Here is a 25,164-nt window from a genome sequence, read left to right as displayed (position 1 = left end):
TCACTCACGCAGCAGCGCCTCGGCCAGGGGGATCGCCTGCGGCGTGCCCACATCGCACCAGCCGCCAGAATGGATCATCCCGAAGGCCCGCCCTTCGGCGATCAGCAGGTCCCACAAGCGGTTGAGCGAGAAGGCCGTGTCGGCGATCTCGGCCAGCCGGTCGGGGCGGATGATCTGCGCGCCCGCATAGACAAAATCGCCCCGGCGGATCAGCCGCTGATCCGCATCCAGGCTGAAATCCCCCGCGCCCTGCCGGGCCGTCGCGCGGTCCAGCGGCACCAGCGCCAGCAGCGCGTCCATGTCGTCGCGCCAGGCCCCGGCCAGCGCGGTCAGGACATTCGGCCCCGTCCAGACAACGTCCGGGTTCAGCGTCATCACCGGGCCGTCGCCCAGCAGCGGCAGGGCGTGGCGCAGCCCGCCGCCGGTCTCCAGGATCTGGCCCGGCTCCGGGCTGAGGGCCACATCCTGGCCCTGCAGATGCCGTTCGATCTGGGCGCCCAGGTAATGCGTGTTGACCACGATCGGCCCGGCCCCCGCCTGCCGCCCCAGATCCAGCGCGCGGTCCAGCAGGCTGCGGCCCGCGACCTCGATCAGCGGCTTGGGGCAGAGGTCGGTCAGGGGCCGCATCCGGGTGCCCAGGCCTGCGGCAAAGATCATCAGGGGCGGCATCGGGCATGGATCCTTTCGCGGGTCGCGGCGTCGGGGGCGGGGAGGCCCGCCAGCGCATCGGCCAGCGGGGCCAGCGCCGGATGGGCCAGGTTGCGCGACAGATGCCCCCAGACCCGGGGCATGAAGTCCAGATAGCGCGGCTTACCGTCCCGCACCGCCAGCCGGACGAAGATGCCCAGGATCCGCAGCGCCCGTTGCGCGCCGATCAGCGCATAGGCGGCACGGAAGGCGGCCTCGTCGGCGCCGGTCGCGGCCAGATAGCGGGCGATCTGGGCCTGTTCCACCGCCGGGTCCACGTCGCGCCGCGCATCCTGCAGGCAGGAGACCAGATCATAGGCCGGATGGGCAGCCACCGCGTCCTGATAGTCCAGAAGGCCCAGGGGTGCCGCATCGCGCCAGACCAGGTTCTCGGCATGGAAATCGCGCAGGCTGAGGGCGGGGGGCAGGTCCCTGCACAGCCGGTCGTGAAGCTCGGCGATCAGGGCGGGGATCCGCGGCGCCGCAGCCGCGCCGGGGTACTTTTGGGTGAAAAGCCGCACCAGATCCGCCATGGCCGCGCCGTCCAGCGGCGCCACGAAACCCGGCACCGGCTGGCGGTGCAGGTCGACCAGCAGGTCGGTGATGCGATCCTGGATGACCGGCGCCAGATCCGGCTGCCGGGCCAGCACGCGGGCGACCAGATCGTCGCCCAGATCCTGCAGCAGCAGAAGGCCCTGCGCGGCATCCTGCGCCAGAAGGGCGGGCGCGCCGAAGCCCCGGTCGCGCAGCCAGTCCGTCATCGCCACGAAGGGCGCCACCGCGCCCGAGGCATCGTCCATCAGCACCGCCGTGCCCCCCGGCCCCTCCAGCCGGAAGTAGCGCCGGGCCGAGGCGTCGCCCGCCAAGGGCAGCACCCGCGCCTCGTCCCAGCCCGCCTGCGTGACGAAGCCGGCCCGTGCGGCCAGCCGCGCGGCGCCGGGAAAGTCCAGCTCGATCCCGCGCAGGTCGGGATCGGGGCAGGGGGACAGGGTGACGGTCAGCGCGCCAGGAGGCGGGGCCGTCAGCCGGTCGGGCCATTCGATCAGGCAGATCGCCTCGTCCATCGCCTCGTCCAGGCCCAGCTCGGACAGCTCGGACGGATCGGTCAGGCGATAAAGGTCGGCGTGCCAGATCTGGCTGCCCCTCGGGTCGTCATAGGTCTGGACCAGCGTGAAGGTCGGGCTGGGCACGTCCTCGGCCAGATCGCCCTGCCGCGCGCGGATGAAGGCGCGGGCGAAATGCGTCTTGCCTGCGCCCACCGGACCCTCCAGCAGCACGGTCGCGCCGGGCGCCAGATCGGCGGCCAGCATCCGCGCCAGCGCGGCGGTCAGGGGTTCGGAGGCGATCAGGCGCGTGCTCATGCCCGCCGTTCTAGCGGCTTGTCGGGTCGGGGGGAACCGGGTGCGAACCGGCGCGCGGATGGGCTAGAATAGCCCGACGCGATTCCCCGAGGTCCCCATGCTGCGCACCGCCCTTGTCCTGACCCTGGCCCTTGCAGGCCCCGCCCTGGCCACGCAGGAATACATCCTGCCCACCCTGTTCGACGTGGCCCGCGTGGCCCCGGACGATGTGCTGAACATCCGCGCCGAGCCCTCGGCCAGCGCGGACATCATCGGCACGCTGGCCCCTGATGCCACCCGCATCGAGGTGGTCGAAGAGATCCGGGGCTGGGCGCGGGTGAACAGCGGCGAAGGGACGGGCTGGGTCTCGTCGCGCTATCTGGATTACCGCACCGATGTCTGGGAGGAGGGCGCGCTGCCCCAAGGCTTCGCGTGCTACGGGACCGAGCCGTTCTGGAACCTGCGCGCGACCGAGGACGCGGTCGCCCTGCAGCAACTGGGCGAGCCCGACCTGACGATGCCGCTGACGGCGGTGCTGTCGACCGGCGTCTTCCGCGATCCGACCCGGGCGGTCGTGGCCGAGGGGATGACCCTGACCGCCACCCCGCAGGCCTGCAGCGACGGCATGTCGGACCGGCAGTTCGGATTGCGGGCGCTGGTCGTGCTGCAGGGCGACCGGCCCCGGATGCTGACGGGCTGCTGTTCGGTCCAGCCGCGCGACTAAAGCCCCAGCACGTCGTGCATGTCATAGCTGCCGGGACCCTTGTCCTGGCCCCAGAGCGCCGCCCGGATCGCGCCGCGGGCAAAGATCGCGCGGTCGGTGGCCAGATGGCGCAGCACGATGCGCTCGCCCTCGGCGGCGAAGATCACGTCATGCTCGCCCACCACGTCGCCGCCCCGGATGGCGGCGAACCCGATGGTGCCGGGGGGGCGGGCGCCGGTGATCCCCTCGCGCGCGGGCGTGCGCACATCGTCGAGGGTCGTGCCCCGCCCCTCGGCGGCGGCCTCGCCCAGCATCAGCGCGGTGCCCGAGGGGGCGTCGACCTTGTGGCGGTGATGGGATTCGACCACCTCGATGTCCCAGCCCTCGCCCAGGGCGGCGGCGACCTTGCGGGTCAGACCGACCAGCAGGTTCACGCCAAGCGACATGTTGCCCGCCCGGATGATCGGGGCGTGGCGGGCGGCGGCCTCCAGCGCGGCCAAGTGGTCAGGACCCAGCCCCGTGGTGCCGATGACGTGGACGGCGCGGGCCTGGGCGGTCAGTTCGGCAAAGCCCACGGTCGCGTCGGGGGTGGTGAAGTCGATCACCGCCTGCGCCTGCGCGATGGCCGTCACCGCATCGTCGCTGACGATCACGCCCGCGGGCGCCCCGCCCATGGCCGTGCCGATATCCTGCCCGATCCAGGGCTGCCCGGGCTGGTCCAGCGCACCGACCAGCCGCAGGTCGGGATGGTCCAGCACCAGCCGGACCAGCATCTGCCCCATCCGCCCCGAGGCGCCGGTGACCACCACGCCGGGGCGCGGCGGCTGGTCGGTGTTCTGCAGATCGCTCATGTCATTCTCCCCGCGTTTCGGGGCGTTTTACCCCGTTGCGGCGCGGCCCGCGACCCCCTACATCGGGGATCATGGCACAGAACCGCAATTCCCATGGTCAGGGCTCCAAGGCGCAGCGTCAGCTGCGGGTGGGCGAACTGATCCGTCGCAGGCTGGCCGAGGTGCTGGCGCGTGGCGATGTCCACGACCCCGAGCTGACCCGGCATTCCATCACCGTGGGCGAGGTGCGCACCTCGACCGACCTCAAGGTCGCCACGGCCTTCGTGCTGCCCCTGGGCGGGCGCGAGGCCGACGAGGCGCTGCTGGCCCTGCGACGCAACGCGCCCGAGCTGCGCCATCTGGTCGCCAAGGGGATGACGCTGAAATACGCGCCCGAGCTGCGCTTCCAGCTGGACGAGACCTTCGACATGATGGACGACACCCGCCGCCTGTTCGAGGACGAGCGCGTGCGCCGCGATGTCGAGGCGCCCGACGACATCCCAGAGGATGATGATGCCCGCTGACCTGCCGCGCCGCCTGGCGGTGGCCTGCGGGATGCTGATGGCGATGGCGCTGCCCGGGGGGGCCGCGACCTGCGAGCGGGTGGACCATGACGGGCAGGGCTATGTCCTCTGCGAGGTTCCCGCCGCGCAGGAGCCCGCGCTGCGCCTGTGGCAGGACGGCCCGGACGGCGCGCCCCTGCGCAACTTCGCCAATGTCCGCCGCACCCTCGGCCCGGACGAGGATCTGTCCTTCGCCATGAATGCGGGCATGTTCCATGCCGATTACCGCGCCGTGGGCCTGCTGGTGATCGACGGGGTCGAGTTGTCGCCCATCGTCACCGGCGCCAGCCGCGACAATTTCGGGATGCTGCCCAACGGCGTCTTCTGCACTGGCGGAGACCGGCCATTCGCGGTGATCGAGACGCTGGAGTTCGCCGAGACCCGTCCCGACTGCCGTCTGGCCAGCCAGTCCGGTCCGATGCTGGTCATCGACGGCGACCTGCATCCGCGCTTCCTGGTGGACAGCGACAGCCGCTATATCCGCAACGGCGTGGGCGTGGCGCCCGGCGGGCAGACGGCGTGGTTCGCCATCTCCAGCCGCCCGGTGACCTTCCACGAGTTCGGGCGCTTCTTCCGCGACCGGCTGGGGGTGCGGGATGCGCTCTATTTCGACGGCTCGATCTCGCGGCTCTATGCGCCTGCGGTGCGCCGGGCGGATTTCGGGCGCAGCATGGGGCCGATCATCGGGCTGGTCCAGCCGGGCGGTTGACCCCCCGATGCGGCGGCGCTATGCCCCGGCGCTTGGTTTTGCAGGAGTGATCGCATGGCGCGCAAGAAGGGCCGGGACATCAGCGGCTGGCTGATCGTGGACAAGCCCGCAGGGGTGGGCTCGACCGCCGTCGTGGCCAAGGTCCGGTGGGCGCTGGATGCGAAGAAGGCGGGCCATGCCGGCACGCTGGACCCCGATGCGACCGGCGTGCTGGCCATCGCCTTGGGCGAGGCCACCAAGACCGTGCCCATCGTCACCGATGCGCTGAAATGCTATGATTTCGTGGTGACCTGGGGGGCCGAGACGACCACCGACGATGCCTCGGGCGAGGTGTTGCGGACCTCGGAGGCGCGGCCGTCGGAGGCCGAGGTGCAGGCGGCGCTGGCGGGCTTCACCGGCGACATCCTGCAGATCCCCCCCGCCTTTTCCGCCGTCAAGGTCGAGGGCGAGCGCGCCTATGATCTGGCCCGCGAGGGGGTCGAGATGGAGCTGGCCGCCCGCCCCCTCTGGGTCGACAGCCTGACCCTGCTGGAGGCGGGCGAGGGCTTCGCCCGGCTGGAGATGGTCTGCGGCAAGGGCGGCTATGTGCGCTCGATCGCCCGCGATCTGGGGCGGGTGCTGGGCTGTCTGGGCCATGTCGCCCATCTGCGCCGCACCTGGTCCGGGCCCTTCGAGGTCGAGCATGCCGTGGCCTTCGACCGGGTGGATCGCGACGCGCAGGACTGGTTAGAGAGCCAGATCCTGCCGCTGGAGACGGGGCTCACGGACCTCCCCATGCTGCGCGCCACGCCCGAGGGCGGCATCCGCATCCGCAACGGCAATCCCGGCGAGGTGACCGGCGGGGCGGAATGGGGCGAGCTGGTCTGGGTGATGGATGCGCAGGGGCCGGTCTGCATCGGGCGCTATCAGGGCGGCATGGTGCAGCCCGAGCGGGTGTTCAATCTGTGAGGGGGGCAGGGGGGCGCTGCCCCCCGTCCTTCGGACTCCCCCGGGATATTTTCGCCAAGATGAAAAGGCTGGCTCAGGCCGGATGGCGCGCGCCTTGATAGGGGCCTTGGCCTGCGGCCTCGATGCGGGCCAGGGCGGCGGCGATCGGTTCGGTCGTGACGGACATGGTCCAGGCGGTGGCGTGGATCATCAGGTCGGCCGAGAGGGCCATGGCGACATGGCCGGGCCAGAAGAGCAGGTCTCCGCGTCGGATGTCGTCGGTCGGGGGGAAGGCGGCGCGCTGCAGGTCGCTATCGCCGGGGCAGGGGATGCCCGCCGCGGTCAGCGCTGCCTGCACGAGGCCCGAGCAGTCGATGCCCGCCCGGCTGTTGCCGCCCCAGAGATAGGGGGTACCCCGCAGCGTCTCGGCCACGGCGGCGGGGTCGGATGCGGGGCGGTCGCCGATATGTTGCAGGGGGACGCAGCCGCCGGTGGCGAGATGGGCAAAGCCGCCTTCGGTTCCCGTGACCGAGAGGCGGGCGCCGAGGGATAGCGAGGCCATCTCGCGCAGCTTCATGTCGGGGCCGGGATAGAGATGGGTGGCGGGGGCCGTGACGCGATGGGTCAGGGGCGGCAGCTCGAAGGTCAGGCTGGAAAGGGGAAGCCAGCCGCAATAGCCGTCCAGGGCGGCCTGCACGAAGACCATGGGGCCTCGCTCCTCGATCACCGTCAGGTCGGCGCCGAAATTCACCTGCCGGTCGCGGCGACCGTCCGGTGCGCTCAGCAGGTCGGCCAGCGGCACGGCCAGCCGCGCAGGGAGGCCGGGCGTGAAGGCCGGGCGGTCCAGCTGGCCGCGCAGGGCCTCCAGCGCCACACGGTCGGTGGCGGGCGTCAGGCGGCGGTCCATGGTCAGAACAGCCGGGGGAGGGCGGCCAGGATCGCGCGGGCGCCCTGGCCCACCCCGCCCTTGGGCCGGCCCGGCGCGGCCACCGGCTGCCAGCCATAGATGTCCAGATGCGCGTAGCGCCCCGCGCCCTCGGCGAAGCGGCGCAGGAACAGGGCCGCGGTGATCGACCCGGCCATCCCGCCCGAGGGGGCATTGTCCAGATCGGCGATGGCGGGCTCGATCAGCGGCCCGTAGGCGTCCCAGAAGGGCATGCGCCACAGCGGATCGCCCACCGCCATCCCGGCCTGCTGCAGCGCCAGGGCGGTCGCCTCGTCGTCGCAATAGAGCGGCGGCAGGTCGGGGCCAAGCGCCACCCGCGCCGCCCCCGTCAGCGTCGCCAGCGAGATCATCAGGTCGGGGTTTTCCTCGGCCGCGTAGGTCATCGCGTCGGCCAGCACCAGCCGCCCTTCGGCATCCGTGTTGTTGACCTCGACCGACAGCCCCTTGCGGCTGGACAGCACGTCGCCGGGACGGAAGGCATTGCCGGCGACGCTGTTCTCGACCGCCGGGATCAGCACCCGGATGCGCAGGCCCGCCGCCGCCCCGGTGCCGGCCAGCATCTTCAACAGGCCGAGCGCCGTCGCCGCCCCGCCCATGTCCTTCTTCATCAGCCCCATCGAGGCGCCGGGTTTCAGGTTCAGCCCGCCCGTGTCGAAGCAGACGCCCTTGCCGACGATGGTCAGCATCGGCCCCGCGTCGCCAAGCCGGATGTCGATCAGGCGCGGCTCGGACGCGGCGGCGCGGCCCACGGCGTGGATCAGCGGAAAGTTCTGCTTGACCAGCGCGGTGCCCGAGATGACCTCGACCCGGGCGCCGATCTGGTTGGCCAGGGCGCGGGCGGCGGATTCCAACCGGTCGGGGCCCAGATCGCTGGCCGGGGTGTTGATCAGGTCGCGGGTGAGGAACTCGGCCTCGGCGATGGCCAGCAGGCGGGGGCCGTCGACCCCGTCCGGGCAGACGAGGCGCGGGCCCTGCACCGGCGCGCCCTTGTAGCGGGTGAAGCGGTACTGGCCCAGAAGCCAGCCCAGGATCAGTTGGTCCGGGTCCAGCCCCGAGGGAAGGCCGGCCAGGCGCCAGTCGCCCTTGGGCAGGGCCTGGGCGCGGGCCAGCGGAAATCGGTCCCGCCCCGCCTGCGCGCGGTCGCCCAAGCCCAGTATCGCGCCGCGCAGCCCGCCCGCGCTGTCGGGCAGCAGGCAGATCTGGCCGGTCTTGCCCGCGAAGCCGCTGGCCTCGGGCCAGGGCCCGGCCTCGGGCGGCAGGGCCTCGTCCGACCAAAGAAGCCAGAGCGGCAGCGCGGTGTCCGGGTCCGAGGCGGGGGCGAAGTCGAGGGTCATGGCAGCATCCTTGGCAGATCGGCGGCCAGCCTACAGGACCGGCCCGTGCCCGCAACCCCGGCGCAAGGCCCGTCCCTCAGGACAGGGCGGTGCGGTCCCAGATCGCGGTCAGCGACTGGTTGCCGACCCGCGCCAGCCGCGCCCCGATCGCGGCCACCGCCGGCAGATCACCGCGTTCCGCCATGGAACTGAGATCCATCGCCACCCCGGCCAGGGACAGCAGCCCGACCTGCCAGGACAGGCGCGACAGGCGGTCGGACTGGGCCGCGGCCTGGGCCAGGTCCTCGCGCTCCAGCGCCTCCTGGACCGCGACCAGCGTTCCGGCCAGCTGTTCCAGCGCCAGGCCGATGACGTTCTGGGCCGCGGTTTCCCCCAGTTCGCCGATGATGTCCGCCACGCGGCGGCTGTCCACGCGGACCGCTTCCGAAATGACGAGGGCCGAAATATGTACCAAGCTTTCCTCCGGCAGGATCCATCCTTGCAGAGGCGAGGATGGCAAGGAAGCGGTGAAAAAAGCCTTGATCGGGATAGAAGAAAAGGCTCGAATTTGTCACAATCAGGGCCTATCACGCAGATCAGAAACGAGGTGCCAGATGCACAACCTGTCTCCGTTGCCGCAATACCTGATCAAGCGCTATCATGGCTGGAAGGCGACCTCCTATACCGAGAACCGCGCCTGGTTCCGCCGCCTGGCGACCGAGGGGCAGCGCCCCCGCGCCATGGTGATTTCCTGCTGCGACAGCCGCGTGCATGTCACCAGCATCTTCGGCGCCGATTCGGGCGAGTTCTTCATCCATCGCAACATCGCCAATCTGGTGCCCGCCTATGCACCCGACGGGCTGCAGCACGGCACCTCGGCGGCGGTGGAATATGCGGTGGCGGCGCTGAAGGTCGCGCATCTGATCGTCGTCGGACACACCAATTGCGGCGGCGTCGCGGGCTGCCATGCGATGTGCTCGGGCGCCGCCCCCGAACTGGAGGAGAAGACCAGCTTCGTGGGTCGCTGGATGGACATCCTGCGCCCGGGCTACGAGCGGGTGAAGGACCTGCCCGAGGCCGACCAGGTGCCCGCGCTGGAGCGCGAGGCGGTGCTGGTCTCGCTGGAGAACCTGATGACCTTTCCCTTCGTCCGCGCGGCGGTCGAGGCCGGAGAGACCTCGCTGCACGGCATCGTGCATGACATCACTGAGGGCACGCTGGTCCAGGCCGAGGATGGCGGCAAGCGTTGGGTGACGGTCTGAGGGGGCCGCAAAAAGGCAAGGGCGGCAAGAGCTTGTGCCCCGCCGCCCTGTCGTTCACCGGGTGACCCGGATCAGCCCTTCTTGAGGCAGCGATTGCCCAGCAGTTCCGCGATCTGCACCGCGTTCAGGGCGGCGCCCTTGCGCAGGTTGTCGCTGACGCACCACAGGTTCAGGCCGTTCTCGACCGTGCCGTCCTGCCGGATGCGGCTGATGAAGGTCGCGTAATCGCCCACGCATTCGATCGGCGTCATGTAGCCGCCGGGCTCGCGCTTGTCGATCACCAGGATGCCGGGGGCCTCGCGCAGGATGTCGCGCGCCTCGTCCTCGTCCAGGAAATCCTCGAACTCGATGTTGATCGATTCCGAATGGCCGACGAAGACCGGCACGCGCACGCAGGTCGCGCTGACCTTGATGGACTTGTCGATGATCTTCTTGGTCTCGACCACCATCTTCCATTCCTCCTTGGTCGAGCCGTCTTCCATGAAGACGTCGATCTGGGGAATGACGTTGAAGGCGATCTGCTTCTGGAACTTGTTGGGGGCCTTTTCCTGACCCGGCACATACATGCCCTTGGTCTGGTCCCACAGCTCGTCCATGCCGTCCTTGCCGGCGCCGCTAACCGATTGATAGGTCGAGACAACCACGCGCTTGATGCGGGCCCGGTCGTGCAGCGGCTTCAGCGCCACCACCATCTGCGCGGTCGAGCAGTTGGGGTTCGCGATGATCATCTTGTTCTTGTAGTCGAAGATCGCCTCGGGGTTCACCTCGGGCACGATCAGCGGGATCTGCGGGTCGTAGCGATAGAGCGAGGAGTTGTCGATCACCACGCAGCCGGCGGCGGCCGCCTTGGGGGCGTGGATCTTGGTCGCGTCCGAGCCGATGGCGAACAGCGCCATGTCCCAACCGGTCCAGTCGAACTGCTCGATATCCTTGATCTTCAAAGTCTTGTCGCCGAAGCTGACCTCGGTTCCCTGGCTGCGGCGCGAGGCCAGGACGGCGATCTCGTCCACCGGGAACTGGCGCTCGGCCAGGATGTTCAGCATTTCGCGGCCCACATTGCCCGTGGCGCCGGCGACGACGACTTTGTAACCCATGTCGGGAAACTCCTTTGTCTGCGATCGGGGGCGTCTACCGCAAACGGCCCCGCATGGGAAGGGTCTTGGCGGGGGCCGCGCGCAACGGCTGCGGGCGTTGCACGCGCTGTGCGCGCAACGGGGGGCGGCGAAGGGGCCCGGGAAAGGCCAGCAAACGCTGGGGAGGGGGCCTCACCGGGCGTGCACCGGGGCGGCACCGACGAGGCACAGGGCGTACACCGCTTGCGGGCCCGGCGTTAACGGTTCGTCAAGGTTCAGGTGGTAAGGCTGAGGCGGGGGTCGTTCCGGCGCAGGTCGCCGACCCAGGCCGCCTCGGCGGCGAAATCATGGGGTACGTCGCCGGCGGCGCGACGTCCCGACAGACTGAGACTGGCAAAGAAGTCGAACCCGTAGAGCGTCAGCGAGGCAAGGTCCGAGCGCAGGGCCAGGTCGATCATCATCGCCCCGGTGGTGGGGGGTGCGGCCAGCCGGTCGCGAAGCGCCCGCACATCCTCCAGCGGGTGCAGGTAGAAGCCCGGGCTGCGGGCGCTGTCCCAGTCCAGCCGCTTGCGCTTGGGCGACATCCACAGGATGCGGCGCGGCGACAGGCGGGCGCGGTCGGCGTCCGACAGGCGCACGGCCAGCGCCAGCCAGTCGGTGCGGGTGCCGTGGCTGGCCGGGTCGGGCAGAGGCGCGCGGTTGATGCGGATGACCAGATCGGCGGCGTCGATGGCGGCGCCATGGCGGCCCTGCGCCAGCGCCCGGGCATTGCCGATCAGCGCCACGTGGCGCCCCGCCAGATCGGCCAGCAGGTCGGGCTGCGGGACCGAGAGGTTGGCCAGGGGCGCCTCGGCCCGGGCCAGACGGGCGGCGGCGAAGCCCAACCGGGCGGGCGACAGGTCGGGAACCAGCGCCGAGAGGCTGAAGGGCAGGCGGGGCGGCATCATGGCCGGGCCAGGAGGTCGCGATAGACGTCGACGAGGGCACGGGCCTCGCCCTCGATCGCATGGGTCTGCACGACATGGGCGCGGGCAGCCTGGCCTGCGGCGACGCGGCCCGGGTCGTCGTCCAGCCAGCGGGCGAGTACCGCCGTCAGCGCCGGGGCGTCGTCGATGGGGACCAGGCTGCCCGTCCGGCCGTCTTGGATCAGCGTCTCGTAGGCGCCGACGCGGGCGGCGACGGTGGGAACGGCGCAGGCGGCGGCCTCCAAGGGCGTCAGGCCGAAACCCTCCCACCGGGCGGGGGCGGCGAAGAGGTCCAGCGCCTGATAGTGGCGGATCAGCTGGTCCCAGGGCAGCTCGCCCAGAAAGCGGATGCGGTCGGACAGGCCCGCGGCCCTGATCCGGTCCTGCAGCTCGTCGGCAAAGGCGCGGTTGTCGGGCGTGATACGGCCGGTGAAGACGATCTGCGCGCGGGGGCGGTCGGGCAGCAGCTCCAGCCCCGCCTGCACCAGCAGGTCGACCCCCTTCTGCGCGCGGATGCGCCCGAAGCAGCCGATCAGCAGCGCATCGGGGTCCAGCCCCAGATCGCGGCGCAGGGCGGCGCGGTCGGGGGCGGGGGTGAAGACCTGCGTGTCGACCCCGTGCAGGATGACGGTCGCGGGGCGTTCCAGATAGCTGGCCGCCTGCGGCGAGGTCGCCACCAGCGCGTCCTGCTGGCGGATCAGCCAGCGGGTGAAGCCGGTGTGCCGGCGCTGGGCGGCCGAGGTGAACAAGAGCCGGTAGCGCCGCCGCAGCAGGCGGCGCAGGATCAGGCCCAGGGCCATTTCCGTATTGCGCCGCGCATGCCAGATGCGCCAGCGGTCGCGGGGCAGGGTGGCGGCGCGCCACAGCGGGATATGCGGCACCTCGGGCGGCAGGCCGGGGCCGGTGGCCGCGATGGCGATCAGGCGGGCCTGCACCGGGATCAGCCGCACCACCGTCGCCGTCACGCCCGACAGGCGGCGCTTGAGGTTGGGGGCGATCACCAGCGGCGTGTCGGTCATGCGGGGGCCTTGTCGGTTTGCGCCTCGGGCGTCAGGAAATACAGAAGGAACCCCGCGACCAGCGGGATCAGGAAGAACAGCCACAGCATAGCGAAGGCCTGCGCGGGGGGATAGGCGGCCTCGGCGGCCCGATAGACGGGGCGCGAGGCGAATTGCATGATCCCCACCCCGCCGATCGAGACCATGTTGAGGAAGGTCATCCCGCGCCCCACCAGATGGGGGGGCAGGAAGGACCGGCCATGCGCCATCAGCAGCGGATAGGCTGAGCCGAAGAAGCCCAGCACCACCAAAAGCGCGGTGATGATTGGCAGCGGGAGGGCGGGCTGCGCGATCATCACCGCCATGACCGCGATCATCACGGCCGAGAAGATCATCGTGGCGCGGCGCGGGCCGCCCGCCAGCCGGGCGGCGGGCCCCACCGCAAAGCTACCCGCGACCATCGCCAGCCCCATGGCCAGCGTGACGCGCCCGATCTGGGTCGCATCGGCGCCATGGACCTGTTCCAGCCAGGGGGCCGCCCACAGCCCCCGGATCGCCGCCGTCACCGCATAGTTGACCGCAAAGAGCGGCAGGATGAACCAGATCGCGCGCAGCCGCAGGATCTGGCCGATCGAGCCCTGCGGATGGTCCGACCCCAGACGGGCCGGATCGCGCACGCAGGCCAGCACCAGCGCCGCCACCATCAGCGTCACGGCGGCCAGCCCCCACAGGGTCTGGCGCCAGCCCAGGGCCTCGATCACCCAGACCAGCGGCGCGGCGCCCAGGATGTTGCCCAGAGAGCCGAAGCCCACCAGCATCCCCGCCAGCATCCCGAAGGCGGCGGGCGGGTATTCGCGGGCGAAGATGTAATAGGGGCCCATCAGCGCCGGGGAACAGCCGATCCCCAGCAGCGTCATCGCCAGATGCAGGTGCCACGGCGCCCCGGCCATCGCAAACAGGATCGCGCCCCCGCATCCGCCGACCGCCAGCAGCCAGGCCACCGTGCGGCGCGGGCCGACACGGTCCAGGCTGGCCCCCACCGGCATCTGCATCAGCGCGAAGGCGATGAACCACAGCCCCGAGGACAAAGCCAGGTCCCCGGGCGTGGCGCCGACCTGGTCCTGCAGGACCGGGGCCAGTACCGCCAGGAAGGCGCGATAGAATTGACTGAGCATATAGGCCAGCACGAGGCTGACCAATCCGGCCGTGACGATGGGCATGTGATCCTCCGTTCCCCGGCGCCACGCTGGTCCAACGGAGGGAAAGCTGCAAGACGTGCAAATTGCGGAGGGGCGGCGTCAGGGGGCGGTGTCGGCCTCGGGGTCGGGTTCGGGGGGCGTGTCGGCGTCGATCACGGTGCCGGGTTCGGCCTGCAGGCCCGGGGTGACGGGCGTGGTGCCGCCGCCCAGCTGTTCCAGCCGCGCGATCAGGGCGGGGGCCTCGGGGCCCAAGCGATCGCAGGCATCTGGATCGTCGAGGACCGAGAAGGCGGGGCGGAAATACTCGCGGTCATAGGCCAGCGGGTCCAGCCCCAACCGCTCCCGCAGCGCATCGGTGGTGCCGTTCATCAGCTGCCATTCGGGGTCGCTGACATCGTGGTCGGGACATTCCGAGGTGATCACGTTCATCTGCGCCAGCTCGCGCGCCAGGGCCTGCGCCTCGTCGTCGGACAGGGCCGAGACATCGGGCAGCGGGACCACCAGCCGGTCGCCCGGCACCCCGTCCTGCGCCATGGCGGGCGCCCCCATCGCGGCCACGCAGATCGCGGCACTCCACATGACATTCCGGCTTTTCATCGCGGTCCCCATCACGGCCCTTGGTGTTGCGCGCGAAAGGTCGGCCAGCCGCGCGCGGGGCGCAAGGCAAACTGTCGTGAGCGGTCGGCGGAGCCTTGCCGATCTTGACCGGGGCCCGGGCGGGGTCTAACCCGAACCCGCAGCCCGCGCCCCCCGCGCCGCGGGCCCCAGAAGGAGGGATCATGTCCGACCGCTATTCGCTTCTCATCCTGCCCGGCGACGGGATCGGCCCCGAGGTCATGGCCGAGGTCGTCAAGGTCATCGACTGGTTTGCGGCCAACCGGGGCATGGAATTCGACGTCAGCCACGATCTGGTCGGCGGCGCGGCCTATGACGCCCATGGCGCGCCTTTGTCGGACGCCACGATGGCACGGGCGCAGGCGGTGGATGCGGTCCTGCTGGGCGCGGTCGGCGGCCCGAAATACGACGCGCTGGACTTCAGCGTGAAGCCCGAGCGCGGGCTCTTGCGCCTGCGCAAGGAGATGGACCTGTTCGCGAACCTGCGCCCCGCGCAATGCTTCGACGCGCTGGCAGATTTCAGCAGCCTCAAGCGCGAGGTGGTCGCGGGCCTCGACATCCTGATCGTGCGCGAGCTGACCAGCGGCATCTATTTCGGCGAGCCGCGCGGCATCCATTCCGACGACAACAACCCCGACAACGAGGGCGGTCGCGTGGGCATCAACACGCAGCGCTATACCAGCGGAGAGATCCGCCGCGTCGCCCGGTCCGCCTTCGAGCTGGCCCGCAAGCGCGGCAACCGGGTCTGTTCGATGGAAAAGGCCAATGTGATGGAATCGGGCATCCTGTGGCGCGAGGAGGTCACCTGGGTCCACCAGCAGGAATATCCCGACGTGGAGTTGTCGCACATGTACGCCGACAACGGCGCCATGCAGCTGGTGCGCAACCCGCGCCAGTTCGACGTGATCGTCACCGACAACCTCTTCGGCGACATCCTGTCGGACGCGGCGGCGATGCTGACCGGATCGCTGGGCATGCTGCCCTCGGCCAGCCTGGGTGCGCCGATGGCCAATGGCCGGCCCAAGGCGCTCTACGAGCCCGTCCACGGATCGGCCCCCGACATCGCGGGCCAGGGGATGGCCAACCCGATCGCCTGCATCCTCAGCTTCGCGATGGCGCTGCGCTATTCCTTCGGGGAACTGGCCGCCGCCGATGCGCTGGAGGCCGCGGTCGAGCGGGTGCTGGCGGACGGCGTGCGCACCGCCGACCTGATGACCCCCGAGGGGGGGCGTCCGGTCGGCACCGCCGAGATGGGCGACCGCATCGTCGCCGCGCTGGAGGCCTGATTGGCGCTGACGGGAAATCTGCGCGGGGCCCTGCTGCAGCTTGCGGCGATGGGCCTCTACGCCACGCATGACGTGGTGATCAAGACGCTGGGCGAGACCTACCCGGCGATGCAGATCCTGTTCTTCGCCTCGCTGCTGTCCTTTCCGCTGGTCTCGATCGTTCTGATGCGCGACCCGCAGCCCGGCACGCTGCGCCCCAACAACCCGGGCTGGGTGGTCCTGCGCACGCTCTGCGCGGTGGTCGCCGGGATGGCGGGGTTCTACGCCTTCTCGACCCTGCCGCTGACGCAGGTCTATGCGATCCTCTTCACCACGCCGCTGCTGATCACCATCCTGTCGATCCCTCTCCTGGGCGAAAAGGTCGGACTGCACCGTTGGGCCGCGGTGGTGGTGGGCCTGTCGGGCGTGCTGATCGTGCTGCGCCCCGGCGCGCAGGATCTGCAGCTGGGCCATGTTGCGGCGATGGCCGGGGCCGTGGCCAGCGCCATGGCCGCCGTCATCATCCGCCGCCTGGGCCGGGCCGAGCGGCCGATGGTGCTGATGATGTGGCCGATGCTGGGCAATTTCATGGCCACGGGCGCGGCGCTGTCCGTCGCCTATCAGCCGATGGAGCTGATCCACCTGGCGATGACCGGCATCATCGCCGCGCTGGGCCTGGGGGGCGGTTTCCTGGTCATCCTGGCCTATCGCGCCGGCGAGGCCGCCATCGTCGCCCCCATGCAATATTCGCAGATCCTCTGGGCCACGATCTATGGCTGGTTCCTGTTCGGCGAGGGGGTGGACCCGGCCACCCTGCTGGGCGCGGGGGTGATCATTGCCTCGGGCATCTATGTCGTCTGGCGCGAGGGGAGGGGCGGCGTCAGCGCCCACCGCCCCGCCTCCAGCGCCCGCCTGCGCGCCGAGGTGGTGACCGCGCCCAAGTCGACGATCCTGCAAAGATTGTGGGCGCCCCGCCGCTGAGAGGGCTTGCATTCGCCCGCATCTGGCGCTACCTGCCCGTCCTACGGTCGGAGCGTAGCGCAGCCTGGTAGCGCACCTGCTTCGGGAGCAGGGGGTCGGAGGTTCGAATCCTCTCGCTCCGACCATTTTCGTGGTGTTCTGTGGCACATAGTGCTGCCTTTTCTGTCAGGCAGTCTGCCTCTCGTGCGTTACACTAACGAAAGCAGACGGTCTGCAGTCAGCGCATCATCGACGCGAAGAGCCCTTCTCTGACGTTCGTTTGTCCCGCAGCGAATGCAGGCGCAGCAAGAGCAGTCGGCCCGGAGCTTCCGTTCAACACATGAAAGAATGCTGCACCGAAGCATTCCCCGAAGCAGTCATTGGTTGGAGGACGGGAGCCCTCCAACCAGCTTCACCTTGCTTAGGTCTCCGCCTTGAGATCAGCTTGGACTGCAAGATCTATTACGTAGTGAAACAGAAACGCCTCGATCAAAGAAAACGCGTATTCACTATCGATCGGAAGCATATCAGAGGTTAAATGATGATGGTCGATATACTCTGCCGCATTCCAAAGCCGCCGTGTTTCAATTGGGTTATCAGGTTCAATTCGGCGCATCACCATTTCGAAAGTACTGTCGGCCAGCTCAATCGCTTCCTTGCGGTGTGCGTCATCCACCGGCAGAGCGGTGATCATATAGCCTGCCTTGAGCGGCACATTCGGCTTCGTCGTCTGTGCTTCATGATCTCGGATCAAGAGACCCCAGCTCGCATATCCTTCATCTTTGGCGATAAGCGCATACGCCTGATTGAGCGCTATGCCTTCGGACCGGCACAACAGCTTCGCTTTACGTTTCAGTTCATTGATCGGCGCAGATAGGTTCATCTGAGTTTTTCCTATTGCGAGCAAATATACACAATCCCTCCTTATGTGCGCGCTCGAACAGAAAAAGCTCTCGTTCTACCCTACATGCTGAATGCTTTCCCGTCGGAGGGGGGAGGCTGGGGCGTCAACTCAAAGAAAGCATACGTTCAAACACGACAAGCATCAAGTGCCTTCCGGCCCATTGCGGCCGGTCGAGATAGTCGCGGCGGCGCCGTGCTGCTTCCCGAGAGCAGACGCTCGTGCTTGGCGCAGCAAAATCGGAAGGCCACTGCCTGCTGCCGTGCGACACGAACTTTCTGGTTACTCACCCAATACGACCGACCTCATTTCGGCGCAGAGACTATAGTCCTGCATCGACATCTGGTCGCCATCCATGAATGAGCCCTGTGCGGCGAAGTTTGCGCGAAAGCGGTCGACATATTCAAGCATGATTGGCTCCATCTCTGTGATGGCATGATCAACCTGCTTCTGAACATCTAGTTCGCCGAACCCTCTCTCTTCGGCTTTCTGAACGCGGAGCATCGCCGCAAATATTAAGCTCCGCTCGGCGGCTTTCCGGGAACTTTCTAGTAGATCCGGACCTAAATTCACGCCTGCGTAGCGCTCTATTCCCGTGTATAGCGCCGCGCATCTGATCCAAGGATATCCCACTTCTATGCGGTCAGGCGGTCGGGTCAGAATCTCCGAAAGCGGTGTCATTTCTGCGGCTGCGGGTAGCGCGAAAATGATCGCGGCAACGGCGACGGGAAAGTTCCTCACGTTCTCAATCCTCATCCCGGGAAAGCTTAAATCTCAGCCGGCAGCGCCGTCTCAACCCTCGCCCGCAGCTGAGCGAGTGTCTCATTTCGGCGAGCCATCGTCTCGTGCCACTCCTGCGCCTCACGATCCTTGAAGAACGATGCCGACGGCGCGAGGCGAGCTACCGCCTCTTCCACCTCCTCCAGGCCGACCCGAAAAAATTCTTTGCGGAAGTTCGTCATGTTGATCCGCCGCTCAGCGAATTCCCGATGGAGCGCCGATTCCAGGGCGGGAGCTTCTTCCGAGTAGATCATAGCGTGGACATCGAAACCGAATGGCACTGAGGCGTCCCCCAGCTCCCGCACACGGTCGTCAGGATCGAGCCTCCTCGTGAGCCCGATCTTGACGACATCTTCCCCAAAACTCCCCACGTTCGAGATGACGTATACGTAGCCGGATTTCGTCATCGTCGCCATGGCCTGTGCGCGCTCGGCCGCCGAATGAGCCTCGGCCAGCAGAGCTTCAAGCTCGGCAATTTTCGACTGATCGGCACCTACTTCGGAGCGAGCTTTATCCAGAAGGCGCTTGTATTCTCTTTCCTTCTTCTCGGCGGCTTCAGCCTCAGCGAGCAGTTTCTTTTCCTCTCGCTCGGCGCGCGCCATCTCAGCACGTTCCTCTTTCTCCGCCTTTTGCTTTTCGCGATATTCGTGCGTGAGCCGGAGCTCCTCTATCCGCAGTTCGATATAGTCCTCCTCCAACTGCAGGTTCATCGAGGCGTTCGCGCCATCAATCTGGCTGGCTGACGTGCGGATACGCTTCTCCATTGCGTTCACGTTATTCCAACGAACGTTGGCAATGGCAGCCTCGCATTCATTATTAAAGGCCCGCAAGGTCAGCTTCGTTTGGCGGTTTATCATGGTCTGTCCCTTCGACTTACTCCCGTCGACGGTCCAGTTGTTGTTGGCAGAAACAGCGGACTTATCGGAAACTATCCGCTTCTGCTCTTCACGGCATCTACGAATTGAGTCTTTGTATTCCTCGCTGTCCGAAAAATCGAAATGGGGCTCATAGACACCAAGTTCCGCGAACGAAAGCCGCTCATCGTAAACGGCCACCTGCTGCTCCAGCTGATCTAGAAGCTCGCGCTTTTCGGCATACGTCGACCGCACCTGGGCCATTTCCCGACGAGCTGCGTCTGCCTCATCGCGCATGCGGGCGATCTCGGTATCGAGCGAGACAACGGGAGCGAAACGCTCCTTGAGAGCCGTTGCTTCCTGAGACGAACGTCGGGATGATGACCTGGCTCGGAACCAAAGGACGGCCAGCACGAACGGCAGCAACATCCAGACCAATGCGACAACGGCAACAGGTTCCATTCAATCCATCCGTGACAATCTATGGCGGAACTTTGCCGACGAGGATGCTCGATTGCAATCGCGGCGTGCGGTGCAAGACTAGTTTTCCCATTGAACGCTTGGACCTACGTCCATCTGCGTAGGCGAGCTCCTTACGCGTCAGGATTGTGTGGGCAGGCACCTCGATAACGTTCCCCTCGAACTGCCGCGGGTCTTCCGGACGTTCGGGACTTCTATGGGCAGATTGCCCTTGCGCGTAGGTAGGCCATCTTTAGATGCCACCGCCGGACGGCCAGTCACGCCGCGCCTAAGGCTAACGGCTGTTTTAAATCAGCTGCACTGCAATAACCGGATCAGCGTGACCGACAGTTCTGCGGAAGCTAGTATTCGCTGCACCCGCATTCGCTGTGGCTGTTACAAGGGTCGGCGAATGGCTCTTCGCCTCTATCTGCCGGCCCTGGTGCCAGGACCGGCATGGGGCCGTCACTGGCTCGCGCACTCGGCCCAAAGCAGCCGGTCGTCACTAGACAGGAGGTGCAGTCCAGCTAACCAAGAGCGGCTGCTGGTGCGTGACGCAGCGATATTGGGTCAATAGCGTCTTCGATGCCGTCATACCGCTGCTTGACGGCTGATAAATCAGGTGGTCTATCTTTTTAGAGATCGCGGCTGACTGCTACATCATTGAAACTCGTAGTAGTAGCACTCGCAAGAACATTTTAGATGATCCGAGGTCGTGAAAATGAACGAATTTTCTACGTGCTTTCCTGTTGGTCGGCCGGCTACGCAATCAAATTTTATTCAGCTACTTATATCTTGGTTGGATGGAGTAAAGGCAAGTAAGGTTCTCGTAGAACAATCTTTAACCGAAATATATGACGATGACATACTTCTCAAATCAAAAGATGGAGCGGAAACTTTAAGGATCAAAAACGTAAACGGCGCTGAGCATTCAGCTCTCGGTATGCAGCACGAAATCCTAGATAATGAAGGACGTATCTGGCGAACTGAGTGCGTTTTGACTCACCGAGATAAAGCATGGGCTCATATTCGCGGCCAGTGCGTCATTGCGGATGTCGGTGCAATCTTCCAACGCCCGAAGAAGCCCTTTCTTATAAAGATGATGCTGAAGGATGGTTGGGCGTCAATAGACGGCGACCATATAATAGACGATAAACCACATCGCATCACCAGTGATGAAGTTGATTTGGCTTCTAGAATAATTAGCGGCATGGAGAATGGCCTCTTGCCGAAAATCTATCTAAGCAGAGATGATGATAATCAGCTAGGCCTTAATGCGGATAAGTTGGCATTTGACCTTGGGGGGTTGGCACATGTATTTGTTGAACCAGACCGAAGCTTTTCTATCGATTTGATGGAGGTAACTAACGGCAAAAATCCTTATGGCGGAACTGTGGGTATCTGCCTGCCCGGTAGAGGTATAATTCGAAAATTTTACAAGAGATCTGACGCAGACCATCAAGCGTCAACTACGAACTCAATGATCGATTTCATAGTCCAGTATCATGCGAGCATTAGTCGTCCATACGCGATGGATTGGCGGGCGTTACAAGAAGCTCAAAGTCGTGAGTTGCGCAAGGGCATTGAGGGGAAACTAAGGGATATTCGCGCTTCAGATGGCCATGAGGTAGACACTTATATCGCCGCCTTCGATGCAGAGATGAGCACCAAAGATGCTAGGATCCTAGAGCTAGAAAACGCTCTTTCTGATGCTCTTTCTGCAGACGCAACGCAAATTACCTCAGGTATTGGGATTATACCTGCCGAACTTTCGAGCGTTATTGGCAGGCAGTTGTATGACGGAGAGGTTTCGGACCGCATCAGGCGAGCACTGAATTTCTACATATGTGATGAGAAAATAAACAAGTCGAAGAGAGAGCACCATCTCATCCAGAGGCTTTTGGACGCAAGTCAATTCAGCGGTCGCTCGTTGGGCCTAGTTAATGAGATAAAGTCAGCGTGTCGTGATGTAAACGAAATGCCGAAGCGGATGGGTGCTATTTTTTCCAGGTTGGGCTTTGCACGATCCGAGGAAGGAAAGCACTTGAAGTTTACTCCGCCGGTAGAATTTGGCGGAATTGATGTGGCGGTCTTGCCGAAAACCTCGAGCGACCACCGCGCTGGACTGAATCAGGCCTCAGATATTATCGATAGCTTTTCATTAAAGGACCTGCATAAAGATTGATGCGGTCCTCGTGCCGTCGCTGGCGATGTTTAGACCAATGCTGGGCCGCGCCGCTCGGTTCCACGAGCGTCCGCTTCCGCTGGCGAAGTGCATTCTTCTGCACTGCCGTGAGGCAGCTCTCCGCCCTTCGTCCGCGCACTCCTCGCGGTAAAGGTGGCTGCAATGCAACTGCAGCGAATGACCGGAAGGTCCCGCATAGCAGACTGAATAGGGTGGCGGTCGAAAGGCCGCTATGCGGGAAAAATCAGTCACACCCGATGCTTGACGCTTTCCATAAAATAGCTGATTTTAACATAGTTGGCTGGTCGTACCGGCATCCTGATCAGGATGATCGTGCCAGACACTCCGGCGTGGAATAGCGCCATAGACGACGCTTCCGGATAAGCGTTCCAGAATCAACCCACATCAGAAACATCGGAGGCTGAGAAAATGATCTCATCCGAATACTGCCGTCTCATGGCCCGCTACAGTACATGGCAGAACACCTCTTTGGTAAACGCCGCCGATGGACTCACAAATTCGGATCGTTGGAAGGATCGAGGTGCTTTCTTCCAATCGATTGCGGCTACTCTGAACCACATTTACTGGGCTGATGCCTTGATGTTGGAGCGACTAAAAGGAAACGGACGCCCAGAGGAAACCATCAAGCATTCCCTTGCCAGCCCATCGAACTGGGATGATTTCAAAGTGCTGCGTACACAACGCAACGAGGAAATCGAAGAATGGGCAGCCCGATTGGTCGATGCTGATCTCAACGGGACAGTTGTTTGGTATCCTGGGGACGGTTCAACCCGAATGGAGAGACCAACAGCTCTCTGTGCTGTTGAACTCTTCAATCACGAAAGCCACCATCGGGGTCAGGTCCACGCTATGCTGACAGCGGCGGGCGCAGAGCCAGAGCCAACCGACCTCTCGTTGGTGCCATAACCTGTCCGCTTCGGGCTTAGGCTGTGTGGAAACGCCGGCGCATGCTGGCATCCAAGGGCATCTGACGCGAAGATCTGACTTGCGTTTGGCGAAGTGCAGACAAACCACATGGAGCGGCGCTTTTCACACCTTCAAAGCGCTCATCAGCCCTTGGACCCCGATCAGCGCTACCATTCGCTTGATATTGTAGGCGAGGACGTTCAGCGCGATCTCTGTTTTCACATTCCTCAGTCGTTGGGTCAGAAAGTGGGACGTGCCCATCCACGCCTTGATGGTGCCAAACGGGTGCTCGACCGTGCCTCGGCGGATTGTCATCGGTTCGGTCGGTCCGATCAGCCTCGCCCGCGCCGCCTCGACCAGATGCTCGTGCGCCCACCTCGTGATCCGGCGCTCCTTGCCGGTCGTGCATCGCGATTTCATCAGGCACGTGCCGCACTCGCTGGTCCAGTAGCGGCGGAGTTCCAAGCCGTCTTCCTCGGTCGTGTAGCGATACGGTAGCGCTTCCCCTGCGGGACAACGATAGATATCCGCGTTGGCCTCATAGGCGAAGTCCGCCTTTTCATACATGCCCTTGAGGCGGTTGCCCGACGTCTCGGGGCGCGGGATCGTCGTGGTGATTCCAGCTTTGTGACAGGCCAGGATCTGCCGCCCGCTGAAGTAGCCTTTGTCGGCCAGCACATGCATCTCGTCGCGGCGAAGCGCATCCTTGGCCGCTTTTGCCATCGGCACCAGAAGATCACGGTCATGACCCTGGTTGGTGACTTCATGCGCGACGATCAGGTGGGTCTCGGTGTCGACGGCGGTCTGGACATTGTAGCCGACCATTCCGCTGTTCCGGGCGCTGGTCGCCATGGCGCGGGCATCGGGGTCCGTCAGCGATATCTGCCCATCCGGCGCATCGGCCAAGGCCCGCCCCATGGCTTGCAGGTGTTGGATATGCTGCCGGACACGCCCGTAACGCTTGGCCAGATGCGCGACCTTCTCAGCCCGAACCTCGCCCTCCTCCTGTCGATCGACCCGCGCCATCTCCGCGATGTAGCGCTCGACGTCCGCCTCCAGGTGGGCGATGCGGCTGGCGATCTTGCCCTTGGTAAAGTTGCGATCCCGGCTGTTGACGGCCCGGAACTTGCTCCCGTCGATGGCAACGCAGGCGCCTTTCAGCACGCCGATCCGGCGGCTCAACTCCACGAATTGGGCGCAGCTGCGGCGGATACCAGGGCCGTTGTCACGTCGGAAGTCAGCGATGGTCTTGTGGTCTGGGACAAGGCGGCCGGTCAGCCACATCAGCTCGACGTTCCGCCCGGCTTCGCGTTCCAATCTGCGGCTAGACGGGATCCGGTTCAGATAGCCGTAGATGAACAGCTTAAGCAGCACGGCAGGATGATATCCGGGTCGCCCCGTCCGCGCCGGCGCCGATCGCGCAAATCCGAGCGCAGGCAGATCGAGTTCATCGACGAACAGATCAACCACCCGAACCAGGTGATCCTCGCCAATCCAATCCTCAAGACGATCTGGAAAAAGAGCCGTCTGTCCCCGCGCAGTCCCTTCGATGAAACCCGACATGCCGATCTCCCGCCACCATGTCGAAGTCTACCATAAGGCCGAGTTTCCACACAGCCTCGGCTCTTCGCGTCGATGCGACCAGGTCGCTGAGAGGCTGCTTTTCAGAGATATGGTGATCGCAGGCACCGCGATCGCTGATCCAAAGGACAGCCGCGCCTCCGCTTCGCTCTGGCACGGCTGACGATCCTTCATTTCGTATTTCCGCCTGCCATCCGGCCGGCGATCCGAACACGGGCTCTGGTGCCGCTGCGCGTCAGCCTCCACGGAGAAATCCGGTTCCTCCCACACGCAAGCGCGCGGGTCCCTCCCGATTTCACCGCTCCGGCCCCGTGTGTCAGATCACCGTCCGGCCGCAGGTCGGGCTGCGCCCACCCTGCTTTGCCCTTCGGATGACATGAGGTCATCCAAAGTGAAAAGCAGCGATGGCTTCGCCACTGGCGGAACAGGAAGGAGCGCCACGACATGTCGGACCGGATCGAGACACGGAATAGAGATTGGGCTGCGGCCCATCAGAGGCAGACCTTTGTGACAAAAAAGGCAATCCCATCTTCGCATCGGCGATAGGCCCCACTGTTTTCACGCAATTTTTCCCACCGCTGAAGGCAGGACTATCTGCCCCCTGCCACGTGGTTTGACCTGCCCCCCGTGGGTCCCTCGGTCATAACGAGAGTCTGCCGGTTTGAGATTGGTAGTCGGCGGATGGTTTCAGGGCAAGCGCGCCGGGCGTGGAACCCTCGGTTAGCGCAAGCGTCCGGCGCGCTTCGAGTGGCGTCAGGTTGCCGAGTGAGGAGTGCGGCCTGACGGTGTTGTAGTCGTAGCGCCAGATGGCGATCTTTCGGCGGGCATCGTCCAGTGTGTCGAAAATCTCCTCATTCAGCAGTTCGTCGCGCAGGCTGCCGTTGAAGCTTTCGATAAAGGCGTTCTGCTGCGGCTTGCCGGGGTCGATGTAATGCCAGGCAACGTCGTTCTGATCGGCCCACTTCAGGATGGCCCGGCTGGTGAACTCCGTCCCATTGTCACTGACGATGCAAGCCGGCTTGCCATAGATCCGCACCAGTGCATCCAGTTCTCGGGCCACCCTTGCGCCCGAGATGCTGGTGTCGGGGACCAGACACAGGTTCTCGCGGCAGCAATCGTCGA

The 25,164-nt window shown here is 65.6% G+C and carries 25 protein-coding genes and 1 tRNA gene; 10 read left to right on the top strand and 16 right to left on the bottom strand.

Going from position 1 to position 25,164, the window contains the following annotated elements; genetic code table 11:
• Together FA743_RS07765 and tsaE are read right to left on the bottom strand one after the other, a co-directional pair.
• Entirely contained in the window at positions 1-669 is a 669-nt protein-coding gene (locus tag FA743_RS07765) for a nucleotidyltransferase family protein (RefSeq protein WP_246054884.1), read from the bottom strand.
• A complete protein-coding gene (tsaE, locus tag FA743_RS07760) occupies positions 657-2,048 on the bottom strand; it encodes a tRNA (adenosine(37)-N6)-threonylcarbamoyltransferase complex ATPase subunit type 1 TsaE (protein ID WP_136885310.1) in 1,392 nt (463 codons plus the stop codon). The genes FA743_RS07765 and tsaE overlap by 13 nt, the downstream gene beginning before the upstream one ends.
• Positions 2,049-2,145: 97 nt before the next feature.
• On the opposite strand from tsaE, the gene FA743_RS07755 reads away from it, so the two are divergent.
• Complete coding sequence (locus tag FA743_RS07755; protein ID WP_136885309.1) at positions 2,146-2,751, top strand: COG3650 family protein; 606 nt, start codon at positions 2,146-2,148, stop codon at positions 2,749-2,751.
• On the opposite strand, the gene dapB is transcribed toward FA743_RS07755, so the two are convergent.
• The gene (gene dapB, locus FA743_RS07750) at positions 2,748-3,581 is read right to left on the bottom strand and encodes a 4-hydroxy-tetrahydrodipicolinate reductase (RefSeq protein WP_136885308.1); all 834 of its coding nucleotides are present in this window, start codon (positions 3,579-3,581) and stop codon (positions 2,748-2,750) included. The two genes, FA743_RS07755 and dapB, sit on opposite strands and share 4 nt — an antisense overlap.
• 71 nt (positions 3,582-3,652) lie before the next feature.
• Between dapB and rbfA the strand changes: the two genes are divergently transcribed.
• The 3 genes from rbfA to truB are packed head-to-tail and all read left to right on the top strand — an operon-like array spanning position 3,653 to position 5,780.
• Positions 3,653-4,084, top strand: coding sequence for a 30S ribosome-binding factor RbfA (gene rbfA, locus FA743_RS07745; protein ID WP_136885307.1), 432 nt, complete (start codon positions 3,653-3,655; stop codon positions 4,082-4,084).
• Positions 4,074-4,832: a phosphodiester glycosidase family protein gene (locus tag FA743_RS07740; protein ID WP_136885306.1), complete on the top strand. Its 759-nt coding sequence runs from the start codon at positions 4,074-4,076 to the stop codon at positions 4,830-4,832. The genes rbfA and FA743_RS07740 overlap by 11 nt, the downstream gene beginning before the upstream one ends.
• A gap of 54 nt (positions 4,833-4,886) precedes the next feature.
• The gene (gene truB, locus FA743_RS07735) at positions 4,887-5,780 is read left to right on the top strand and encodes a tRNA pseudouridine(55) synthase TruB (protein ID WP_136885305.1); all 894 of its coding nucleotides are present in this window, start codon (positions 4,887-4,889) and stop codon (positions 5,778-5,780) included.
• Between the two features lie 73 nt (positions 5,781-5,853).
• On the opposite strand, the gene FA743_RS07730 is transcribed toward truB, so the two are convergent.
• The 3 genes from FA743_RS07730 to FA743_RS07720 all read right to left on the bottom strand — a co-directional run bounded on the left by FA743_RS07730 (position 5,854) and on the right by FA743_RS07720 (position 8,493).
• Complete coding sequence (locus tag FA743_RS07730; RefSeq protein WP_136885304.1) at positions 5,854-6,666, bottom strand: C40 family peptidase; 813 nt, start codon at positions 6,664-6,666, stop codon at positions 5,854-5,856.
• 2 nt (positions 6,667-6,668) lie between these two features.
• The gene (locus tag FA743_RS07725) at positions 6,669-8,039 is read right to left on the bottom strand and encodes a leucyl aminopeptidase family protein (RefSeq protein WP_136885303.1); all 1,371 of its coding nucleotides are present in this window, start codon (positions 8,037-8,039) and stop codon (positions 6,669-6,671) included.
• Positions 8,040-8,115: 76 nt separating this feature from the next.
• A complete protein-coding gene (locus FA743_RS07720; protein WP_136885302.1) occupies positions 8,116-8,493 on the bottom strand; it encodes a hypothetical protein in 378 nt (125 codons plus the stop codon).
• Positions 8,494-8,632: 139 nt separating this feature from the next.
• On the opposite strand from FA743_RS07720, the gene FA743_RS07715 reads away from it, so the two are divergent.
• Positions 8,633-9,280, top strand: a complete 648-nt coding sequence (locus FA743_RS07715; protein WP_136885301.1) for a carbonic anhydrase — start codon at positions 8,633-8,635, stop codon at positions 9,278-9,280.
• A gap of 71 nt (positions 9,281-9,351) precedes the next feature.
• Here the strand turns inward: FA743_RS07715 and FA743_RS07710 are convergent, their stop codons facing one another.
• The 5 genes from FA743_RS07710 to FA743_RS07690 all read right to left on the bottom strand — a co-directional run bounded on the left by FA743_RS07710 (position 9,352) and on the right by FA743_RS07690 (position 14,112).
• On the bottom strand, positions 9,352-10,374 hold the full coding sequence (locus FA743_RS07710) for an aspartate-semialdehyde dehydrogenase (protein WP_136885300.1): 1,023 nt from the start codon (positions 10,372-10,374) through the stop codon (positions 9,352-9,354).
• 254 nt (positions 10,375-10,628) lie between these two features.
• Positions 10,629-11,300 carry a glycosyltransferase family 29 protein gene (locus tag FA743_RS07705; RefSeq protein WP_246054883.1) on the bottom strand — a complete coding sequence of 224 codons (672 nt, stop codon included), beginning with the start codon at positions 11,298-11,300 and terminating at the stop codon, positions 10,629-10,631.
• Complete coding sequence (locus tag FA743_RS07700) at positions 11,297-12,337, bottom strand: glycosyltransferase family 4 protein (protein WP_136885299.1); 1,041 nt, start codon at positions 12,335-12,337, stop codon at positions 11,297-11,299. The genes FA743_RS07705 and FA743_RS07700 overlap by 4 nt, the downstream gene beginning before the upstream one ends.
• Complete coding sequence (locus FA743_RS07695) at positions 12,334-13,536, bottom strand: MFS transporter (protein ID WP_136885298.1); 1,203 nt, start codon at positions 13,534-13,536, stop codon at positions 12,334-12,336. Before FA743_RS07695 ends, FA743_RS07700 begins: the two co-directional genes overlap by 4 nt.
• A gap of 78 nt (positions 13,537-13,614) precedes the next feature.
• Positions 13,615-14,112: a hypothetical protein gene (locus FA743_RS07690; RefSeq protein WP_211242215.1), complete on the bottom strand. Its 498-nt coding sequence runs from the start codon at positions 14,110-14,112 to the stop codon at positions 13,615-13,617.
• Between the two features lie 182 nt (positions 14,113-14,294).
• Between FA743_RS07690 and leuB the strand changes: the two genes are divergently transcribed.
• From leuB to FA743_RS07675, 3 genes are all read left to right on the top strand, one after another.
• Positions 14,295-15,416 (top strand): 3-isopropylmalate dehydrogenase, encoded by a 1,122-nt coding sequence (gene leuB, locus FA743_RS07685; protein WP_136885297.1) that lies wholly within the window; start codon positions 14,295-14,297, stop codon positions 15,414-15,416.
• 6 nt (positions 15,417-15,422) lie between these two features.
• Complete coding sequence (locus FA743_RS07680; RefSeq protein WP_136885656.1) at positions 15,423-16,376, top strand: DMT family transporter; 954 nt, start codon at positions 15,423-15,425, stop codon at positions 16,374-16,376.
• 48 nt (positions 16,377-16,424) lie between these two features.
• Positions 16,425-16,501, top strand: a tRNA-Pro gene (locus FA743_RS07675).
• A 275-nt stretch (positions 16,502-16,776) separates the two neighbouring features.
• On the opposite strand, the gene FA743_RS07670 is transcribed toward FA743_RS07675, so the two are convergent.
• The 3 genes from FA743_RS07670 to FA743_RS07660 all read right to left on the bottom strand — a co-directional run bounded on the left by FA743_RS07670 (position 16,777) and on the right by FA743_RS07660 (position 19,352).
• Positions 16,777-17,238 (bottom strand): P-loop NTPase family protein, encoded by a 462-nt coding sequence (locus FA743_RS07670; protein ID WP_136885296.1) that lies wholly within the window; start codon positions 17,236-17,238, stop codon positions 16,777-16,779.
• 300 nt (positions 17,239-17,538) lie between these two features.
• A complete protein-coding gene (locus FA743_RS07665; RefSeq protein WP_136885295.1) occupies positions 17,539-18,012 on the bottom strand; it encodes a hypothetical protein in 474 nt (157 codons plus the stop codon).
• An 11-nt stretch (positions 18,013-18,023) separates the two neighbouring features.
• Complete coding sequence (locus tag FA743_RS07660) at positions 18,024-19,352, bottom strand: SNIPE associated domain-containing protein (RefSeq protein ID WP_136885294.1); 1,329 nt, start codon at positions 19,350-19,352, stop codon at positions 18,024-18,026.
• A 718-nt stretch (positions 19,353-20,070) separates the two neighbouring features.
• On the opposite strand from FA743_RS07660, the gene FA743_RS07655 reads away from it, so the two are divergent.
• A complete protein-coding gene (locus tag FA743_RS07655; protein ID WP_136885293.1) occupies positions 20,071-21,534 on the top strand; it encodes a hypothetical protein in 1,464 nt (487 codons plus the stop codon).
• A gap of 429 nt (positions 21,535-21,963) precedes the next feature.
• On the top strand, positions 21,964-22,461 hold the full coding sequence (locus FA743_RS07650) for a DinB family protein (protein WP_136885292.1): 498 nt from the start codon (positions 21,964-21,966) through the stop codon (positions 22,459-22,461).
• A 123-nt stretch (positions 22,462-22,584) separates the two neighbouring features.
• On the opposite strand, the gene FA743_RS07645 is transcribed toward FA743_RS07650, so the two are convergent.
• Both FA743_RS07645 and FA743_RS07640 read right to left on the bottom strand, forming a co-directional pair.
• Complete coding sequence (locus tag FA743_RS07645; protein ID WP_136885291.1) at positions 22,585-24,024, bottom strand: IS1182 family transposase; 1,440 nt, start codon at positions 24,022-24,024, stop codon at positions 22,585-22,587.
• 658 nt (positions 24,025-24,682) lie between these two features.
• The coding region (locus FA743_RS07640; RefSeq protein WP_136885290.1) for an integrase core domain-containing protein at positions 24,683-25,164 on the bottom strand (482 nt) is incomplete at its 5' end.

The organism is Paracoccus gahaiensis (assembly GCF_005048225.1).
Lineage (GTDB): Bacteria > Pseudomonadota > Alphaproteobacteria > Rhodobacterales > Rhodobacteraceae > Paracoccus > Paracoccus gahaiensis.
This window is presented reverse-complemented; position numbering and strand designations above follow the sequence as displayed.

Bases quoted from the DNA above. Each gene is read 5' to 3' on its own strand.
- FA743_RS07765 (WP_246054884.1), bottom strand. From the start codon at position 669: ATGCCGCCCCTGATGATCTTTGCCGCAGGCCTGGGCACCCGGATGCGG.
- tsaE (WP_136885310.1), bottom strand. From the start codon at position 2,048: ATGAGCACGCGCCTGATCGCCTCCGAACCCCTGACCGCCGCGCTGGCG.
- FA743_RS07755 (WP_136885309.1), top strand. From the start codon at position 2,146: ATGCTGCGCACCGCCCTTGTCCTGACCCTGGCCCTTGCAGGCCCCGCC.
- dapB (WP_136885308.1), bottom strand. From the start codon at position 3,581: ATGAGCGATCTGCAGAACACCGACCAGCCGCCGCGCCCCGGCGTGGTG.
- rbfA (WP_136885307.1), top strand. From the start codon at position 3,653: ATGGCACAGAACCGCAATTCCCATGGTCAGGGCTCCAAGGCGCAGCGT.
- FA743_RS07740 (WP_136885306.1), top strand. From the start codon at position 4,074: ATGCCCGCTGACCTGCCGCGCCGCCTGGCGGTGGCCTGCGGGATGCTG.
- truB (WP_136885305.1), top strand. From the start codon at position 4,887: ATGGCGCGCAAGAAGGGCCGGGACATCAGCGGCTGGCTGATCGTGGAC.
- FA743_RS07730 (WP_136885304.1), bottom strand. From the start codon at position 6,666: ATGGACCGCCGCCTGACGCCCGCCACCGACCGTGTGGCGCTGGAGGCC.
- FA743_RS07725 (WP_136885303.1), bottom strand. From the start codon at position 8,039: ATGACCCTCGACTTCGCCCCCGCCTCGGACCCGGACACCGCGCTGCCG.
- FA743_RS07715 (WP_136885301.1), top strand. From the start codon at position 8,633: ATGCACAACCTGTCTCCGTTGCCGCAATACCTGATCAAGCGCTATCAT.
- FA743_RS07710 (WP_136885300.1), bottom strand. From the start codon at position 10,374: ATGGGTTACAAAGTCGTCGTCGCCGGCGCCACGGGCAATGTGGGCCGC.
- FA743_RS07705 (WP_246054883.1), bottom strand. From the start codon at position 11,300: ATGATGCCGCCCCGCCTGCCCTTCAGCCTCTCGGCGCTGGTTCCCGAC.
- FA743_RS07700 (WP_136885299.1), bottom strand. From the start codon at position 12,337: ATGACCGACACGCCGCTGGTGATCGCCCCCAACCTCAAGCGCCGCCTG.
- FA743_RS07695 (WP_136885298.1), bottom strand. From the start codon at position 13,536: ATGCCCATCGTCACGGCCGGATTGGTCAGCCTCGTGCTGGCCTATATG.
- FA743_RS07690 (WP_211242215.1), bottom strand. From the start codon at position 14,112: ATGAAAAGCCGGAATGTCATGTGGAGTGCCGCGATCTGCGTGGCCGCG.
- leuB (WP_136885297.1), top strand. From the start codon at position 14,295: ATGTCCGACCGCTATTCGCTTCTCATCCTGCCCGGCGACGGGATCGGC.
- FA743_RS07670 (WP_136885296.1), bottom strand. From the start codon at position 17,238: ATGAACCTATCTGCGCCGATCAATGAACTGAAACGTAAAGCGAAGCTG.
- FA743_RS07665 (WP_136885295.1), bottom strand. From the start codon at position 18,012: ATGAGGATTGAGAACGTGAGGAACTTTCCCGTCGCCGTTGCCGCGATC.
- FA743_RS07660 (WP_136885294.1), bottom strand. From the start codon at position 19,352: ATGGAACCTGTTGCCGTTGTCGCATTGGTCTGGATGTTGCTGCCGTTC.
- FA743_RS07655 (WP_136885293.1), top strand. From the start codon at position 20,071: ATGAACGAATTTTCTACGTGCTTTCCTGTTGGTCGGCCGGCTACGCAA.
- FA743_RS07650 (WP_136885292.1), top strand. From the start codon at position 21,964: ATGATCTCATCCGAATACTGCCGTCTCATGGCCCGCTACAGTACATGG.
- FA743_RS07645 (WP_136885291.1), bottom strand. From the start codon at position 24,024: ATGTCGGGTTTCATCGAAGGGACTGCGCGGGGACAGACGGCTCTTTTT.